Source organism: Alteromonas sp. CyTr2, assembly GCF_947311905.1.
In the GTDB taxonomy this organism is placed as follows: domain Bacteria; phylum Pseudomonadota; class Gammaproteobacteria; order Enterobacterales; family Alteromonadaceae; genus Alteromonas; species Alteromonas macleodii.
The window spans coordinates 25,738-44,266 of record NZ_CAMZMZ010000015.1; the positions used below are offsets into that span (position 1 = coordinate 25,738).

The window sequence follows — 18,529 nt, forward strand, 5'->3', positions numbered from 1 at the left end:
CATCTTAAGATAATGTAAAAATAAGTTAAATGCTCTTTAACGTAATTCCTTGCAGCACAGCGGTTTGAAGAGAAATCGCGCTGATATGCAATTCGTCGAAATTGGTCAAATTTTGATTGGCTTTATGCTGGTTGGAAATTACACTGCGCGCGTTCTGAATAGCTGTCTTCCGCAGCTCGTAAACCACTGACTTTTTTACTGTGATCATCATGTTTGAATTACTTCTTCACGCGTTTCCCGTTGCATTCGCTTTGGCCTCCTTTTGGTCGAACACTGAGCGTAAATTACTGCTACTGAATTTAGGGTTATGTATTGCTATTGGCTCACTTTTGGTTTTCGAGCAAGCGTGGGGAGGAGCCGTAGTAATTACGGTGGCAGGGCTGAGTACCAGTTATCGTTTAATAAAACAAAAACTACTGTCTCCTGTGGCAACCTACATTACATTAATCTCTATGATGGTTATTGTGCTGACGGTGAATAACCTAACCGGTAAAACATCGTTAGTTGAAGCTATGCCGGTGTTAACTTTTATGGCATACCGGTTTGGTGAACTTCACTGTAAGGAAGCGGGTTTAAGGGTATGCATGATTATTGGCTCCATCAACTTCACTGCGTACGGAATAATTACGCAAACGTGGGGATTAGCAATTACTGAAGCCCTGTTTGCAGCCTCGAACCTGTGGTATTACATGAAGCTAAGACGTGCCATGCGCACCAGCCCTGTTTGAAGCGTAAAGTAGTTAATGTCAGACCGATAACTGCACTAACCTAATGACAAGAAAGTGGACGTATTGAAACCGTTGCTTGTATTGAAACCATAGCCGCTTTGTGATTTATTGCGTCTTTAAAGGGAATCAAAATTTCACAGGGAAGACGATGCAACGCAAACCCATCGACAAGGCACTATTTCTTGGTGTTCCAGTGTTTCTACTGGCTCTTTTTATTTTAAATATCACTGCAGAAGGTGAAGTTAAACTAGCGGCTACCCTAGGTAGTGTTGGGCTATGTATAGGCTTTTTCTCTTATTTAAGAAGCAGGCGCTTCGGTAATAGATATCCCATTGAAAAATTGATAGAAAAAGATGGTGATTTTGTGGTGTTTCATTTTTTACAGGGACTTGATCGCCAGCCCCTCAGGGTGAACGCCAATACTATCTATGCGCTGAATTTTTCTCACCATTACCTTGGAGTCATTTTGGAAAGCGGCAACGGTAAAGGGTTTGACTTTCACTATCCTCATAAGGAAGCCGTAATAAAAGCGAGACTTCAAGAGGTGCTTGGTGATGATGGATTTAACAACGTAAAAAAGAATGTCTAAATAAAGCGAAAAAAGTGTAAAGCAAAAAAAGTGTAGAGCGAAAAACAGTGTAAAGAGAAGCCCGAAAGTAATGTTTACTCGCGGGCTTTTTTAATTTATCACTGTAAAGACTTACGCAAACACCACGGTCTTATTTCTATGAATAATCACGCGGTCTTCTAAGTGGTAGCGCACGCCATGAGCTAATGCCGTTACTTCACAATCTTTACCCTTACGCACCATATCAGCTGCACTGTCGCTGTGACTAATACGCTTAACGCTTTGCTCAATAATAGGGCCTTCATCTAAATCTTTAGTTACGTAGTGACAGGTTGCGCCGATTAACTTTACGCCGCGATCATAGGCTTGCTGGTAAGGCTTAGCACCTGCAAAGCTCGGCAAGAAGCTGTGGTGAATGTTAATGGCTTTACCTTGCAACTCTTGGCAAAGCGTATCAGGTAAAATCTGCATAAAGCGGGCAAGCACGGTCAAATCAATTTTGTATTCTTGAAGTAAAGTCGTGATTTGCGCAAAAGCGGCTTCTTTCCCTAACGCTTTAAAGTCTACCCAATGGAAAGGGACTTTGTACCAGTCTGCAAACTGTTTCATTTGCGGGTGGTTGCCAATAATAACCGGAATATCACAGTGTAGTTCGCCTGTGTGCCAGCGGTGAAGCAGGTCAACTAAACAGTGAGACTCAAGGCTGGCAAGCAGAGCGACGCGCTGTTTTTTGCTGGAGTCGCTCAGCTTCCAGTTCATCTGATATTCGTTAGCAAGCGGGGCGAATTCTTTAACAAAGCTTTGATGATCTAACTTTAGCGAGTCGGTGCTAATTTCATGGCGCATGAAAAAGCGGCCGGTTTGTAAGTCAGTGTGATGGCTTGCTTCAACGATGGTAGCGTTATGGTCGGCCAAAAATTGCGACACGCTGGCAACGAGCCCAATTTGGTCTGGGCAGTCTATTACTAATCTAAATGTTTGTTGCATTTGGGCAGTTTGAATAAAAAAACAGGCTTTCTTTTTACCTGTGCCGCCATGCGTTGTAAAGGCGGCGCGCTACTTTAAACCAGCTTAAATTGCTATAACTCATAATCACACGAGGTCTTAAGCTCAAAAGGTGCGAGTCAAATGGACATCAGTTTACCCAAGTTAGCACGGTATTGCGTTTGCCTTTATTCGTCTGTTATCCCTCGGCGCAGCTTTTCTCTCACCGACATATTGTGTTTTAACGGCCAAGACTGGCGGATAGGGTAGACTACCCCTTGCGGTGTAGAGACAGACTCAAAAAGGTGAAATGCCGAAACGTGAACGTCTACATTGGGGCTGTAAAGGGGAAGAGGCAAGCTCGACGTAGCCTTTCTGACAAGTGTAACGTGAGGCTTATATTCTCTGCTTTCTACCTCTATTGCCGCCTTGCGGGCTGCTTTTCGCGACAATTTGGCGAGTTCACCTAGCGCCTTTGGCGCATCTGTCGGCGAAGCGAAGAGTATCTTAGGACCGTTCCATAATCCCGTCGCATCGAGGGTTAGAGAAAAGGGTTCGCTCACAAGCTGATCGAGTTCATACACCAACGCTTCGTGCTGCCGATGATTTATCTCACCTAAAAAGCTAAGCGTTATGTGGAAGTTCGCCGCCGGCACTGCGTACGGTTGCGCGGGTCCTTGGCTATTGGTGTGCTCGTAGCGCGCATTGGTAGACTTTCGAGAACGGGTATACTCGCTTTTTACCCATTGACGGGGCATAACTTCAGGCAATGCCTGTTGGCGCCAGCTATCTAGAGCAAGTTTTTCTGTGGCGCTAAGATCTAAACCAATAAAGCTTCGCATAGCTTTCCTCCTTCCAATTTGCCCTTTAGCTTGTACATCACGTTAATGTCCATATAAACCTAAGTTTATCATGGCGCTACCTGCGATTTCCAAAACAAGACGCAAGTATTGAGCTATTTGCCAAATCTAAAAAAATAGCAGTGAGGTTCGGGTGCATTGCTCAAATCAGGTACACTATACACATCAACTTATAACACCTTTATGCCCTTTATGTTACAGCCGTTTTCTCACTTACCCGCTTATGAACTCGTTACGCCGCTTGAAGAAGCTGTAGCCGATAGCAACGTCATCATAGGGGCTCCTCCGGGCGCGGGAAAGTCCACCGTACTTCCTTTGTCACTGCTGAAATCATCGCTTAAAGGAAAAATATTACTTATGCAGCCACGGCGCGTGGTGGTGAGAAACCTTGCGGACTACTTAGCTAGGCAATTAAATGAAAATGTGGGCGAAACGGTTGGCTATCGCATTAAAGGGGAGTCGAAAACATCGTCTGCCACTCGGCTTGAGATCATAACCGAAGGGGTGCTGACTCGCATGATTCAGCAAGACCCTGAGCTTGATGGAGTAGCCGCTATCGTCTTCGATGAATTTCATGAACGCAGTATTCACAGTGACTTCGGTTTGGCACTAGCGCTTGAAGTACAGTCTGGGCTTCGCGATGACTTACGATTAGTTGTAATGTCGGCTACCTTGGATGTAGCACCCCTTCAAATGTTGCTCAATGCGCATAGCGTGCCGCCAGTGGTAAACTTGAATACGCAAGGGCGCATGTTTCCCGTTGACATCCGCTACACACAAGATGTGCAGGCGCATGAGTTAGTACCCAAAACCTGCAATATCATAAAGCAGGCCGTAGGCGAACACGACGGTGATATTTTGGTTTTCCTTCCTGGGCGAGGAAGCATCAATGCTGTTGCCAAAGAAATAAAAGGGTTAGCTGAGAGTGCGGACATGGCCGTTCACATGCTCTATGGAGCGTTAAGTAAATCTGTGCAACAAGCCGCTATTACGCCAGACCCGCAAGGCAGACGAAAAGTCATATTATCTACCAATATTGCTGAAACGAGTCTTACCATTGAAGGCGTGACGGTGGTTATTGATAGCCTATGGGAAAACAGTGCTCAGTATCATCCGTCCAGTGACATAACTGCGCTTACCCAGCAGCGCATTTCGCAAGCATCCGCCATTCAAAGAGCGGGGCGCGCGGGGCGTGTAATGGCCGGAACCTGCTATCGTTTGTGTAGCAAAAGCAGCTTCGAGCGTTTGGCCAAACACAATGCGGCGCAAATTGAAAAGGAAGACTTAAGTAGCTTTTTGCTTGATACCTTAGCCTGGGGCAGTAGCCCAGATACCTTGGCATTGTTGACGAAGCCTACACAAGCGCAGCAACAGGTTGCACAACAAAAGCTTCAGCGCGTTAACGCTATCTCACAATCCAGTATTACTCCCTATGGAAGAGCGTTGGCCCAGTTACCTTGTCAACCTCACTTAGCCCATTTATTACTCACCATTAAACAAGGAGTTGATGGACTTAGTGCCGATATAAACGACGCGCTTCGCCACGCTGCTCCCTTTGTTGTGGCTCTTAGCGAGAGTAATATCAGTGTAGGTGGCGCAACAAATGTCGTGGGTGCGCTGCTCCACGCCAATAGCAACACGCGCAGTCAGCTTACACAGCAAGCTACCCGTTATGCGCGCTACGTGCAAAATAATGATGGAAAAGCACAACGCTTTAAGCCTGATATTAACGAACTAGACGAGCAAGCCCTTGGGCTTTGTATCGCTATCGCATTTCCTTTGCAGGTGGGCTATAGGCGCAGTGCGTCAGATAAATCGGCAGAGAGCTCGAATACAACAAACGGTAAGCCTAAGACCGGTATAGTCGAATACAAACTGGCAAGTGGCAAAGGTGCAGAGCTCACTGCTGCTGGTAGTGCGTCCATTTCTAATGAGAGTGAAAATGGCGATGGACCATGGCTGGCAGTGCTCGACGGGCAGCTGATAAAAAGCACGGTGGCAATACGCTTGGCACAGCCTGTACATGAACGCGGGTTGAGTTTAGCGTTCCCTGACGCATTCAGCGAAAAGCGCAGCGTTATTCTTAACAGCGATACTGGGGTAATGGAAGCCAGAGTAAGTACGGGCTTTTATGAGATAACGTTAAATAGCACACCGGTTTCTGGACAGGAAAAAAGTCGTGAAAAAGCATTCTGGGATGATGCGTTATGCAACGCATGGTTCGCCTATCTTGATGCACTTCCTCTATCAAGCTGGCCGCTTTCTGACGCAGACTGGCAATGGTGGCGAAGAGTGGCAATGGCTGGGAAGCTCAATTTGCCACAAGACAAAGCCTTCGATGAACCCGATCCGTGGCCGTTGTCATTGAGCGCTCTCGTGCACCAGGCCAAAGACAGTTTAGCGCCCGTCTTAAAAAACTGTAAAAACATCAAAAACCTTAAGCAGTTACCGTGGAAAACAGCCTTGAATAATGGTCTTTCTTGGCCTCAGCAAGATGCCTTAGCCACACTCTTGCCAACTCACGTGACTATTCCAACGGGCAGAGAGGCTAGCCTGGATTATCGCGATAATGGAGATGTGGTGCTGTCGGTCAAAATGCCAGAGTTATATTCTCAAGGCACGCCATTAACGATAGCGGGTGGGCGAATTACCGTTGTATGTGAGCTGCTGTCGCCAGCAGGTAGGCCATTGCAAACCACCAGTGATTTAGCCGCCTTTTGGCATGGCAGTTATAAGGAAATACAAAAAGAAATGAAGGGGCGCTATCCAAAGCACTTTTGGCCAGATGACCCCGCAAATGCATCGCCGACCAGCAAAACAAAAAAGCATATGTAGCGCGCTGATACGGCTACACAAACCATCGTTTTCAGGTGATTTTTATTTATTTTAAACAAGAGAAGTATCTATACGCCATTTTCCTTTATGCCAGTTTCGTACACAGTATGTTTTTTACGACAGTGGTCGTACGCTGAAACTTGCGCTAAGTTGGAGTATGAAACCTCACTCTTATTTACAGGTTAAACTCCGCAATGAAATTATCTTGTATTGCTACTGCTGCTTTTTTATTTGCTACTTCAATTAACGTTTACGCTCACGATTTTTGGCTAGAACCCACAGCATATCGTTCTCAAGAACCGAATTCGCTGGCATTGCAGTTTAAAGTGGGTCATAAGGAAGATACCTCTCATTGGAACCTTGCATGGGATAGAATAGTCGCGTTGCGCACCTACTCTTTTGACGGTGTGACTGATATGGCTGCCAGTGTTGTACCTAAAACCTCAATGCTGCCGGGCATGGCAAAAACAACCAAGCTCCCATCCGGTACTCACGTCATAGGGTTTGAAAGCTATCACGCCACAAGCACATTAAGAGCGAAGAAGTTTAATCAGTATGCAAAAGAAGAAGGCTTAACTGAGGTATTGGCGCACCGCAAGGTGAGGGGACAAAACGACATCGCCGGCAAAGAGCTGTACTCTAGAAAGGCGAAAACCATTGTGCAAGTTGGCGATGCGGTAACGAACAACGTATTAAAACCCATTGGCCACACATTGGAAATAGTGCCTCTTGAACATCCTTACAAGCTTGCAGGAAACACGCTATCTGTTCAGGTATTATTTAAAGGTAAGCCTTTGAGTAACGCGCTTATCGATGCGTATTCCTTGGTTGATCACAGCGCTAAAGAGCAAGCGGTTAAAACGGATAGTGAGGGCAAGGCGACATTTAAATTTGACGTCGAAGGACCTGTAATTCTGAATACAGTTTGGGGAGTCCCACTTACAAATAGCTCGGCTGCAGATTTCGAAACCTATTTTTCAAGCTTAACGTTTGAGTACTTTCAGTCACCAACAAAGTGAGTGGTTTACACCTTGTAGGCCACTGAAAATACCAAACAGTGAATGCGCGCCAGAAATGGCGCAGCATATATCAAATTTAAGAAGTCGTCGTTTCAAGGTCGATCTTAAGTGCAGCCATCACTTCAAGGCCTGGGAAACCATCTGCAATCATGTTGTTACTAATTTGGTAATTGCGAATGCCTTCACGGGTAGCGGGGCCAATAATGCCGTCAGGCTTACCCACATCAAAGCCCAAATCATTCAGCTTGCTTTGAAGGGCAATAATATCTTTGCGATTGTACGCAGGTAGATCCGGTAACGTGGCTTTAATGCCAGACGCGCCAGCGATGCGGTCGGCCAATACACCTACGGCAATGGCATAAAACTCTGAGTTGTTCCAGCGCATAATAACGCGGAAGTTTTTGTAGGCGATAAAGGCAGGGCCGTTGTGACCAGCTGGCACAATAACATAGGCGGTAGTATCGCCTTCGCCCAATTCAGAACCATCAGCTTTTTTCACGCCTTGGGCGTGCCATTCACTGAGAGATTTTCTATTTTTATAGCCTGACTCTTGATAGTCAAAGTTCTCCGGCAGTTGCACTTCACGACCCCAGCGGAAGCTGCGCTCCCAACCCAAGTTGGCAAGAAAGTTTGCCGCAGAAGACAACGCATCTTCTTCACTTGCCCACAAGTTTATTTGTCCGTCGCCATCGCCATCAATAGCGTAGTGGGTATAGGCCGAAGGCATAAATTGGGTGTGCCCCATGGCACCGGCCCACGAGCCAATCATGTCTTCTTTTTGCAGCTTCTCTCGCTCCATCAATTTCACAGCAACAAGAAACTCTTGAGTGAAGTAGGTGCTTCGTCGCTTATCACACGCTAAAGTGGCAAGCGAATCGAGTACCGGCATTTTGCCTTTGTAAGAGCCAAAGTTTGTTTCTAGCCCCCAAAAAGCAAGCAGATAATGAGGAGGCACGCCGTATTTTTCACTTAGCTTATGCAAAAGCTTGTCGTGCTTTGCATACATCTCTTTACCTTTTTCGGTACGCCAGTCGGTAACGCGCTTGCTGAAGTAGCCCGGAAAGGTTTGTACAAATTCTGGTTGGCTTCGGTCTAGCTCAATCACACGGTCTTGGTGAACAAGACGAGGAAACACATTATCGATAGTCTGCTGGCTAACCCCTTCCTGCTTGGCTTTATCAGCAAGCGCTGCGGTGCAGCTAGCGAATTGTTCATTGGCTAGCGCTGAATTCATTGTCGCACCCGCGAGAAGCAGCGCCATAGACGTGCGAAGTGACGGTCGAAGAAATGAGGCGTAAGACTTGGCCCCTTTAGGCGAACGAGTAGAGAAAAAAGAAGACTTAAATGAAGCTAAGCGCATAGTACGGTTCCTGTGTTACTTGCCAGCATGCTATCGCATTGTGACCGTGAAACGCGAGTAAAATTCATTTTAGTCCTTCAACATATTAGCGCCATGGGACGTTTCAGAAGTATACAAATTCGGAGTGTGCATATTTGGAAACAGTTGTTGAGAGGCGGCCTGAATGGTAATGTTGATACTATTAAAACTAACGTTTTAAAGGCGTTCGTTAAATCCATATCGCAATATGTGCGATGTCATCCTCAATGATCTTCATGGCGTTTTCACGTGGCAAAAAGACAGACAAAAGACAATCCATCTTCAAAAAGTAAAGCATCAAGCAATGGCAAAGGCTCGGCCAAGCGCTCGTGGTTTTTCAAACTGTTTTGGCGAGTCACTCTTATTGGTTTGGTTGTGCTTGGGGCGTATGCCTTCTACCTTGACGCCCAAATTAAGCATGCGTTCTCTGGAAATAAATGGGAAGTTCCCGCGCAGATCTTCGCCCGTCCGTTGGAAATCAGCAAAGGTGAAGAGATAACGCCCCAAGAAGTCATTGATGAGCTCATTTTGCTGGGCTACCGCAAGGTAACCTTTGCCGACAGTAGCGGTGAATATAGCTATCAAAATAAGGTGCTGACTGTACAGCGCCGCGCGTTTCAGTTTCCAGAAGGCGCAGAGCCTTTGCGTCATTTAGTGATAACGTGGGAAGGTGCACGTATTGGGGAAATTTATGACAAGTCGCAAGGCCGCCCGTATGGTTCTGCAAAGCTAGAACCCTGGTTAGTAACGCGCATGACAAGCGGGTCTCAAGAAGACCGTATGCTGGTAACGTTAGACACCATTCCTGAAATGTTGCCAAAAGCGCTAACCCTGGTGGAAGACCGCAATTTTTATAATCACCATGGCGTTGCGCCGCTTTCAATATTGCGGGCTCTAATGGCAAACATTGCAGCCGGACGAACGGTTCAAGGCGGCAGTACGCTAACGCAGCAGCTGGTTAAAAACATGTTTTTAACCCGTGAGCGCTCCATTGTGCGTAAGGCAAAAGAAGCCATTATGGCGGTGATCATTGATGCCCGTTACAGCAAGTCAGAAATTATTGAAGCGTACTTAAACGAAGTGTTTTTGGGGCAAAATGGCGATATGGCCGTACATGGTTTTGGACTTGCCAGCTATTTCTATTTTGACCGACCAGCTAACGAGCTAAGTACGCCCGAAATAGCCACGTTGGTTGCTATTATTAAAGGCCCATCTTATTACAACCCACGCAAATATGCTGAGCGCACGAAAGAGCGTCGTGATTTAGTGTTGCGCATGCTGTTTGATGAAAATGAAATTAGTCGTCAAGACTACGAACGTTTTGTGAATATGCCGTTAGGGCTCGCCAGTGGGGCTAGCTTAGCAAGCGGTAAACACCCTGCTTTCATGGAGCAGGTTCGTCGGGAACTCAATGAAATTCTGGCTGAGCCTAGCTTAAGAGATTCGGGCGTAAAAGTGTTTACAACACTTGATATCGTAGCCCAGCGCCGCGCTGAAAGTGCATTGTCGGGTACGCTAGACGGTTTGCAAAAAGACAGGAAAGTGCCATTACAGGGCGCAATGGTAGTCACAGATAGTGCAAGTGGTGAAGTACGCGCTATCGTTGGCGGAAAAGACTTTGCGTTCAAAGGCTTTAACCGAGCACTAGACGCAAAACGCCCTATAGGCTCGTTGATTAAACCTGCGGTTTACTTAACCGCACTAGAAGATCCAACACAATTTAACTTGGCAACGCCGCTTAAAGACGAACCCATTACCCTTGAAAGTCGAAATGGAAAAACGTGGTCGCCGCAAAACTACGATAAAGAGTTCAGAGGTCAGGTGCCTTTACTTCAAGGGCTAGTCGAGTCTTTAAATATACCTACGGTTAATTTAGGCATGCAGATAGGGCTTGATGCGCTAGCCGATACGATAGAGCGATTAGGGGTAACCACCCCCGTAGATAAAGTACCGTCGTTGACCCTTGGTGCTTTTGAATTGACACCATTTAGCACAAACCAAATGTACCAGACCTTATCAAATGATGGGCGTTACATACCTCTTCATACGGTGACTTCTGTAGTAACAGCAGATAACGCGCTGCTTTGGAAAAAGGCGGAGTTTTTTGCTCAGCGCACCGATGAAGCAGCAACCTATTTGCTCAACTATGCCTTGTATAAAGTAACCACCGAAGGTACTGCGAAGCGCATCGGTTGGAATTTTGGGAATGTGAATATGGCTGGCAAAACGGGCACCACTGACGATTACCGCGATAGCTGGTTTAGTGGCTTCGATAGAAACAATGTGGTTACGGTTTGGGTAGGCAATGATGACAACCAACCGGTTAATTTGACCGGTGCAGGTGGGGCCTTGCCCGTCTTTATAAACTACATGAAATCTCAGTCACCCAAGTCATTATCAAGGCGTTTCCCAAAAGGCTTAGGCATTGCACATTTTGACGCCAAGACCGGCGCGGTTGTGGTTGCAGGATGTGCTGGGAGTTTAAGCGTACCGGCTATTTTGGATGTGCTTCCTCCACCTCAACAAGATTGTTCAGGCCGTCCTGTAGACAAAGACAGCGACAAGGATGATAAAAGCTGGTGGGAACGGATATTCGGATGAAAAAACTCCAGTAAGAAGATAGAAAACACAATCACTTGGCTGGGATACAGTCCGTGCTTTCTATCTCCCTCTGGAGTAAAAGGCCCAGGGAAGGCAAATCTTTTAGCGGTAGTCGGTTAGGTTCCTATTTGTTTTTATTGCGTTTTCAGTGACCTTTCTGAAGGAATAGGCGCGCTGTTGAAAACACCAGCGCACTGACTACAAACGCAATAACCGGTCCGAGTACCACCATAAATAGGGTTGCGGCGGTTAACATGTGCATTCTCCTTATGCGTCGTTATCGTCTGAGCTGATAGGCTCAATCGGCGTAATAGTGATGTCAGCAACCAATGCATTTGCTTCTTTTACTTCTGGCTCAAACGTATGGCTTGCAGTTAACACGTCATAAGTCACGCCTAGGTCCAAGTTCTGCTTTACGTCATGCATGGCGCTTTCAACGATGAAATCTGTATGCGAAACAATGTTGTTCTGAGTGTCGTCAGCGAACGCTGATGCGCCCAATACGCTAGTTGCTAAAGTTAGTGCAGTGAAAGTTTTGCGACCGATAAACATAGTAATCTCCAAAAATTAAGTTAGACACTGCACTTGAACATACTGCGTGGCAGCTATCATGTTGCTAAAGGTTTCGATAATAAGTCGTTATCAATTAACAATTAGTTTATAGCGAGGGATGTGCCAACTCGTAAAAATAAGGTAAGTATATGAATTTAATGAATTTTAACTTTTAGTAAAAAATAAAGGTGGAATTGAGGAATTAAAGAAATACTAAAATTTAGCGAATTTAGTGTAGAGGTGGTCAAAATGACTAACGCAAATTTTTTAACACTTGCGCAGCGATACTGGTGACCATGAGAAAGGTCAGAAAAAGGGGCGCTAGTCTATAAAGAAGAGCGGCGCCGCCAATGTATAAAAGAGTGAATAGGTCTAGGACGCTTTACTTCTAAATTGTGAAACCATTGTCACTACTAGCGCAATGATCACACCAGCAGCAATACCAACAACACCATCAGCAAGTATAGACATAACCAGCGATGCGTCTGGGATAAGTGCGGTAAACCAGTCGGTAATAACGTGCAAAAAGCCAATGCTGTGGGTGAGGATGCCACCACCGACTAAAAACATAGCAACAGTGCCTACAACCGCAAGGGTTTTCATTAATGCGGGGGCGGCAACTAATAACGCTCTGCCAATAAATCGTTGAAGGGTGTTCATTGAACCTGTTAACGACTTGCGAAGCATGTAAAGCCCAACGTCGTCCATTTTAACTAGTGCCGCTACCAGCCCATAAACGCCAAGGGTAATCGCTAAGCTTAGTGCTACTAGTACACCAATTTGCGTAGTAAGTGTTGCATCGGTCACTGTGCCTAATGCAATTACAATAATTTCAGCAGACAGTATAAAGTCAGTGCGTATAGCGCCTTTAATTTTATCTTTCTCAAACGCTACCATATCTACATCTTCGTGGGTAAGCGCTTCTATTCTGGCTTCTCGTGTTTTTTCTTCATCTTCGTGGGGAAGATATTTGTGTAGCAGTTTTTCTGCACCTTCAAAACATAAATATAACCCGCCCAGTACCAAAAGGACGGTTATAAGTGAGGGCACAAAAGCACTGATGGCTAATGCCGCAGGAACCAATATTGCTTTATTAATAAGTGAGCCTTTTGCTACTGCCCATACAACAGGTAGCTCTCGGTCTGCTTTAACGCCTTGGACCTGGTCGGCGTTTACCGCTAAATCGTCGCCCAAAACGCCCGCTGTTTTTTGCGCAGCGACTTTCGACATGGTTGCGATGTCGTCCATTAACGTTGCTATATCATCAAGTAGGGCAAGTAAGTTAGCTGCGGCCACGTCGAATATCCTTTGTTATGTATTACAGTTAGAGTAATCCCCAGTAAATAGCAGCTTAGCGTACTTAAAACATGGGTGATATACAATCAGGAATAATGCCGATAAATCACAATTCGTTTTAGGCAATTTTCAGGGCTATCACCAACAGAAAAGGCGAACTCAGAGGAAGTGTGAGTTGAGAAGAGCACGCTCGTGCTCTTCTCATGTTGAAGTTAATTACCCCAAATGCTGTTTACCAGTTCTGGATGATCAACAAAAGGGTTTCGATTGTTCTGGAAATTGAAGGCAGCGTCATTCCTATCGATTTCCTTTTGGCTTACAGGGTCTTGAGAATGCCAGCTTAAAAGCAGAGTTAAGAACCAGCTTTCGAATACTTGATCACTCGTACCATTCAACACTGCGTCGCCATAGGTGCTATTCGTTTCCCAATTTGCAATGACGTTTTCATAACGTGTCGCCATGTAGAAATACGCTCTAGCGAAGTCACCTTTGAACTCGTCGATGGGCTCAAAAACGGTGCCTGTATAACCAGAAGCAGAAGAGCCCGCGCCCAGTTTGGAACCATTCGATGACGTATAAGTAGCACTTGCGACATCACCGTACGGATAGCTACTTCGGCGACCGTTAACGTAGCCGTCGGTTGCAAAAACGTGATGAACATCAGTATTCATCGGCGAGACTGCACCGCCAAACCAGCTGCGCGGGAAGGCGTGTTCGCGGTTATAGCAACTGCCTTCTCCACTATAGCTGCCACACTGGTCAGAACCAGCCGTGTAGCTGTAAGCGTCACTACCATTTGGGTTTTCTGAATACATGTCCAAAATGGAGCCGTCATTTTCATAGTAGCTGTCGCTTGTGTATGAAATATAGAATGTCCAAAGGTCGCCATAGCTTTGTGTATTATGATTTTTGATAATGTTGTAAAGCTCGGTTTTTAACGCATAGCCTGACAGACCGTTGGCACTTGCATAGTAACCAGTGAGTTCTGATGAACCACCACCACTGCCGCCGCCACTCGTTGTACCAACGCTAAAGCTGGTGCTTTCACTCGCGCCGAAAGAGCCGCCATTAGCAACAGACACGCCCTCTATTAGCAAGTTATAGCTGCCAGAGCCATAGGAGCAGCAAATTCCATCGCCATAGGCATCACTAATGGTAAAGGTATATTCTCCATCAGTAAGGCAAACCGCTTCAGTATAACTTTGGTTGCTAGCGTAGCTGCTGCCAGAGGCTTCAACTTGGTTGTTTGCGTTAGTTATTTGCCAACTGGTTTCGCTGCCGTAATTGTCGGTAGTTAAGTTCAAAACGCCTGAATGGCTAGCACACGTGCTTCCACCGCCGTTATTGCCACCTGACCCAAGCGTAGTCGGCTCGAATGCGTCTACATAGACGGTTTCTGACCCATCAAAGCCCGTCTGATCATAAAAGCGTAACCCCACCTCAATCTCTTTTGACGCTGTAGCGGAATAAGAGAAAGTAAGCTGTTGCCAGTTTCCAGTTAATGAGTTGTCAGAATAACCTTGATAACCGTCTACATATAGGCGTGCTTTTACAGCACCTTCAGTGTGATATAGCCTCACTGAAAATTCATAATTTTGACCGGCGGTTACATTGATTGTCTGACGGAAGTCAGTTGAACCTTGCGTTGTCGTATTGACGGTAACTGCAGCAGACTTGCTTCCCGAGAATGAGTAGGCCGGGTTTTCAGCTACACTAATGCCGGAGTCGATAGTTGACCATGAATTAGGTGCGCCAGACGTCCATGTTTCAAAGTCTCCATTGGAGACCTGACCCATGGCGATAGCGGGTAACAACGCACTTGCCAAGCCGACTATTTGACGTAAGTTTATATTCATTTATTTTCCGTTATTGTCTTTATTTTAAATGTATATTTATTCCTTAAACGTAGTATTCGACGCCTTCCTAGGCGTATCAAATATTGCACGTATTTGTGACAAAATGAATAAAAGTGCTTAATCTAACGGCAGAGAGTACTGAGTTAACGGCAAGGAAATAGATGCAAATAAGCGGTGAGTTAGGCAAAAGATCAGTACTACCTATTATGGACTGTTGGGAGCAATAAAATGACTGACAGCCCAATTCCATCGCTATCCGTACGCTCATATACGAAGCAAACGTGCCGCCATAAACACAACTACTTTCAGTTAGTGCTGCCCATCAACGGACATATCTTGATAGAAATCGATAATTTTAGCGGGCGGGTAGGCGTAGGCGAAGGCGTATGCATAGCGCCGAATGAGGTCCATTATTTTAGCGCTAACGAACTGTCAAAATTTATTGTGGCGGACTTGGAGTATGTGCCAGTTAATTTAAATGACAGGTTGCACCCGATATTTCAGGTAACGTCCGCATTACAGGCGTTTTTATCGTTTGTAGAGATTCAAATTAGCCAGTTTGCTGACCAAGGCCATGAAGAAATACTGGCGCTATTTTTAACCTTGCTAGAAACATCCTTGAAAGGATGCAGCATGGATAAGCGAATGACTCCTGTATTAAGCCATATTCATCGCGACCTTGCCCGAGGCTTTACACAGGTGGAGTTAGCACGGATAGCCTGCATGGGAACAACGCAATTCAAAACACGCTTTAAAGAAGCCACCGGGCATAGTTTACGAGATTACCTTGTAAAAGTGAGGATGGAAAAGGCCAAAGCACTACTTAGAAATACCGATACACCAATGTTGGGTATAGCTCAGCTAACAGGGTATGAAGATGTTGCAGCATTCAGTCGCCGGTTCAAAGCGTATTTCGGGCGACCCCCTAAGTTTTTCAAAAGAAAGTGACTATGATAAGGGCTTACCTCACATGACGGTAAATCGTTGATAGAGACAACTAGTTAATCTCTTCGTCTTTAGGAAGTTTATTGACTCTGGCTTCTATAAAACGTTTGTGGTCGTCCATTTTGGTGCATTCTAAGGTTCCACCAGCAATCCCACTCAATATCGCCAAAGTTTTATTGGTCGTACTGCTACAGTTTACACGTTTTGAAGGGCGTCGATTTTCATTAGCTTGTATTTGCTGTGTGCTTGGCCCGCTAAGCACAGGACTATTTTTACGCTCTTGAAATGCTTTTGCTGCCTGTTCTGCGTCTTCAGCGACTTTGTCACTGTGATACTTTTCAAAGTAGAGGGCTGCGCCATCTTTTACCGACAGATTCAACGAGCCTGCGCGCCGATTTGCGTCTTTTGATAATGTGGGCGACGGCAGTGTATTAGTCGGCTTACTTTCAACGGGTACCTTCTGTTTATCGGGCTCAGCATTTTTCTGCTGCTTGGACGCAGGGCTTTCTACAATTTCATTTTTACTATCAAGTGCTTCAGTCGCTTTGGTTGCGTCAGGCTTCAACTCAATTTCTTGCCTTTTAGGGGAAACATCGATTGGTTTAGTTTCTTGTGGTTTAGCTTGGGCAGGAGGGCGTGGAACGGGGGGATAGTACAGTCTGGCGCTTATCTCCGGCGTTCGCTCCAAAACATTTACTCGTGCTTTTTGATTGTTGATGCCCATTTGAGAAAGTATGACCACTACGATGACCCCAAACACATGTGCACAGCCCGAAATTAATAGTGGGCGCCACGCCGTTTTCTTTGCAACGGAATGGTGTTCAATGCTGCGCTCAGGCGCAAAGAAAGATGGGGTGATAGTCGTCATAGTAAACAACAGACCATGGGCCCTATCGAATAGTTCCATCCTAATTTCATCGCACTTTTTAGTCCTCTCACCTTACCGCAACCTCATACCGCTTCAAAATTGGGCAAATTTTTAACAGTGCACCATTAGTGTGCATTATTTTTGTGCGTTCATGAAGCGTTTGCTTGTATGTGTTTGATTTATTTGGCTAATCATTTGTGGCATGGCTCTTGGTTTATCTTCCCATAGTTGGAAACACGACCATAAATCACAGAATAACCAAAACAAACTGGGAGCAACTCATGAAACTAGTCACAGCGATCATCAAGCCGTTCAAGCTAGATGATGTTCGTGAAGCCATTTCAGAAATCGGTATCGACGGTTTGACCGTGACCGAAGTGAAGGGCTTTGGACGTCAAAAAGGACACACTGAACTTTACCGCGGAGCGGAATATCAGGTGGATTTTCTACCTAAAGTCAAACTGGAAATTGCTGTTCAGGATGATCAAGTAGAGCGCCTGGTAGAAGCCATCGTTGGCGCTGCCAAAACAGGCAAAATTGGAGACGGCAAGGTGTTTGTTTACGACCTTGAACACGCCGTTCGTATTCGAACTGGTGAGTCGGATAGCGACGCGCTGTAAGCCACAACGATATATTTGCGGAGAAAACCATAATGGAAATCACTTTTGAACTTGGGTATGCGCTAGATACCTTTTATTTTCTAATCTGCGGTGCACTGGTTATGTGGATGGCTGCAGGTTTTGCGATGCTTGAAGCTGGTCTTGTTCGAGCGAAAAACACCACAGAAATTCTAACTAAAAACGTGGCGCTATTCGCTATCGCTTGCACTATGTACATGATTTGCGGTTACGGCATTATGTACGGTGGCGGCGACTGGGGTCCATTCCTAAGCGGTATCATGGCTGATGGCGCAACAGGTGTCGCTGAAGAGCCAGCAACATATGCACCTTCTGCTGACTTCTTCTTCCAAGTAGTATTTGTTGCAACAGCAATGTCTATCGTATCTGGTGCAGTAGCTGAGCGTATGAAGCTTTGGGCATTCCTAGCGTTCGCAGTTGTTATGACGGGCTTCATCTACCCAATGGAAGGTGCTTGGACATGGGGCGGCGAAGCAGTATTCGGTATGTATACGCTTGGCGACCTTGGTTTCTCTGACTTTGCAGGTTCAGGTATTGTTCACATGGCCGGTGCAGCTGCTGCTCTTGCTGGTGTTCTTGTGCTTGGTGCTCGTAAGGGTAAATACACCGCTGACGGTAAAGTAAACGCGATTCCAGGTGCAAACTTACCGCTTGCAACTTTAGGTACATTTATCCTGTGGATGGGTTGGTTTGGCTTCAACGGCGGTTCAGTACTGGCTACTGCAACTGTTGAAAGTGCAAACTCAGTAGCGATTGTATTTATGAACACAAATGCTGCAGCTGCTGGTGGTGCAATTGCTGCACTTATCGTAGCACGCATTCTATTCGGTAAAGCTGACCTAACTATGGTACTTAACGGTGCACTAGCCGGTCTTGTGGCTATTACAGCAGAGCCTTCAACACCTACACCATTACAAGCTACTTTGTTCGGCGGCCTTGGTGGTATTTTAGTAGTGCTTAGCATTGTTGCACTAGACAAGCTTAAGATTGACGATCCAGTGGGCGCCATTTCAGTTCACGGCGTGGTAGGTCTTCTAGGTCTTATCCTTGTACCTTTCACTAACGATGGTTCAAGCATCTCTGGTCAGCTAATTGGTGCAGCGACTATCTTTGTATGGGTATTCGTAGTGAGCCTAGTGGTATGGCTAGTGATTAAAGCGGTTATGGGTGTACGTGTGAGCGAAGAAGAAGAATTCGACGGCGTAGACATGAGCGAATGTGGTCTGGAAGCATACCCAGACTTCACAAGCAGCCGTTCGTAAGAGAGTCTCGATTAGGCAACGAAACAACAATAACAATAATGCCTTATTACTTCGTTTAAGCCCCGCTAATGCGGGGCTTTTTTCGTTTCATGCAATGTGTTTTAAGACCATTATTGAGCTTAGGAAAAGAGCCTAGGCG

The 18,529-nt window shown here is 45.8% G+C and carries 16 protein-coding genes; 8 read left to right on the forward strand and 8 right to left on the reverse strand.

Going from position 1 to position 18,529, the window contains the following annotated elements; genetic code table 11:
* Positions 1–25: 25 nt before the first annotated feature.
* Complete coding sequence (locus QME20_RS09980) at positions 26–211, reverse strand: hypothetical protein (protein WP_014975451.1); 186 nt, start codon at positions 209–211, stop codon at positions 26–28.
* On the opposite strand from QME20_RS09980, the gene QME20_RS09985 reads away from it, so the two are divergent.
* Entirely contained in the window at positions 210–728 is a 519-nt protein-coding gene (locus QME20_RS09985) for a YgjV family protein (protein WP_014947990.1), read from the forward strand. The genes QME20_RS09980 and QME20_RS09985 overlap by 2 nt on opposite strands.
* Before the next feature lie 148 nt (positions 729–876).
* Positions 877–1,317: a hypothetical protein gene (locus QME20_RS09990; RefSeq protein ID WP_039225121.1), complete on the forward strand. Its 441-nt coding sequence runs from the start codon at positions 877–879 to the stop codon at positions 1,315–1,317.
* Positions 1,318–1,428: 111 nt separating this feature from the next.
* Here QME20_RS09990 and purU read toward each other — a convergent pair whose 3' ends face one another.
* Both purU and thpR read right to left on the reverse strand, forming a co-directional pair.
* Positions 1,429–2,283 (reverse strand): formyltetrahydrofolate deformylase, encoded by an 855-nt coding sequence (gene purU, locus QME20_RS09995; RefSeq protein WP_049588561.1) that lies wholly within the window; start codon positions 2,281–2,283, stop codon positions 1,429–1,431.
* A gap of 185 nt (positions 2,284–2,468) precedes the next feature.
* The gene (gene thpR / locus QME20_RS10000) at positions 2,469–3,122 is read right to left on the reverse strand and encodes an RNA 2',3'-cyclic phosphodiesterase (protein ID WP_239300349.1); all 654 of its coding nucleotides are present in this window, start codon (positions 3,120–3,122) and stop codon (positions 2,469–2,471) included.
* Between the two features lie 156 nt (positions 3,123–3,278).
* Between thpR and hrpB the strand changes: the two genes are divergently transcribed.
* Positions 3,279–5,975, forward strand: coding sequence for an ATP-dependent helicase HrpB (gene hrpB, locus QME20_RS10005; protein ID WP_348648755.1), 2,697 nt, complete (start codon positions 3,279–3,281; stop codon positions 5,973–5,975).
* 194 nt (positions 5,976–6,169) lie between these two features.
* Complete coding sequence (locus QME20_RS10010) at positions 6,170–6,994, forward strand: DUF4198 domain-containing protein (RefSeq protein WP_049588558.1); 825 nt, start codon at positions 6,170–6,172, stop codon at positions 6,992–6,994.
* Between the two features lie 76 nt (positions 6,995–7,070).
* Here QME20_RS10010 and QME20_RS10015 read toward each other — a convergent pair whose 3' ends face one another.
* The gene (locus QME20_RS10015; RefSeq protein ID WP_281715867.1) at positions 7,071–8,354 is read right to left on the reverse strand and encodes a lytic murein transglycosylase; all 1,284 of its coding nucleotides are present in this window, start codon (positions 8,352–8,354) and stop codon (positions 7,071–7,073) included.
* 267 nt (positions 8,355–8,621) lie between these two features.
* Here QME20_RS10015 and mrcB point away from each other — a divergent pair, with 267 nt between their 5' ends.
* A complete protein-coding gene (gene mrcB / locus QME20_RS10020) occupies positions 8,622–10,973 on the forward strand; it encodes a penicillin-binding protein 1B (RefSeq protein ID WP_281715868.1) in 2,352 nt (783 codons plus the stop codon).
* 267 nt (positions 10,974–11,240) lie between these two features.
* Here mrcB and QME20_RS10025 read toward each other — a convergent pair whose 3' ends face one another.
* The 3 genes from QME20_RS10025 to QME20_RS10035 all read right to left on the reverse strand — a co-directional run bounded on the left by QME20_RS10025 (position 11,241) and on the right by QME20_RS10035 (position 14,677).
* Positions 11,241–11,525 (reverse strand): hypothetical protein, encoded by a 285-nt coding sequence (locus QME20_RS10025; RefSeq protein WP_281715869.1) that lies wholly within the window; start codon positions 11,523–11,525, stop codon positions 11,241–11,243.
* Between the two features lie 372 nt (positions 11,526–11,897).
* Complete coding sequence (locus QME20_RS10030) at positions 11,898–12,821, reverse strand: DUF808 domain-containing protein (protein WP_014948000.1); 924 nt, start codon at positions 12,819–12,821, stop codon at positions 11,898–11,900.
* Between the two features lie 212 nt (positions 12,822–13,033).
* On the reverse strand, positions 13,034–14,677 hold the full coding sequence (locus QME20_RS10035; RefSeq protein ID WP_281715870.1) for an endonuclease: 1,644 nt from the start codon (positions 14,675–14,677) through the stop codon (positions 13,034–13,036).
* 228 nt (positions 14,678–14,905) lie between these two features.
* On the opposite strand from QME20_RS10035, the gene QME20_RS10040 reads away from it, so the two are divergent.
* The gene (locus QME20_RS10040) at positions 14,906–15,625 is read left to right on the forward strand and encodes an AraC family transcriptional regulator (protein ID WP_014975463.1); all 720 of its coding nucleotides are present in this window, start codon (positions 14,906–14,908) and stop codon (positions 15,623–15,625) included.
* 49 nt (positions 15,626–15,674) lie between these two features.
* On the opposite strand, the gene QME20_RS10045 is transcribed toward QME20_RS10040, so the two are convergent.
* Positions 15,675–16,490, reverse strand: coding sequence for a hypothetical protein (locus tag QME20_RS10045; RefSeq protein WP_281715871.1), 816 nt, complete (start codon positions 16,488–16,490; stop codon positions 15,675–15,677).
* Positions 16,491–16,771: 281 nt separating this feature from the next.
* On the opposite strand from QME20_RS10045, the gene glnK reads away from it, so the two are divergent.
* Positions 16,772–17,110 (forward strand): P-II family nitrogen regulator, encoded by a 339-nt coding sequence (gene glnK / locus QME20_RS10050; protein WP_012516988.1) that lies wholly within the window; start codon positions 16,772–16,774, stop codon positions 17,108–17,110.
* 32 nt (positions 17,111–17,142) lie between these two features.
* A complete protein-coding gene (locus QME20_RS10055; protein ID WP_014948004.1) occupies positions 17,143–18,390 on the forward strand; it encodes an ammonium transporter in 1,248 nt (415 codons plus the stop codon).
* Positions 18,391–18,529 lie beyond the last annotated feature (139 nt).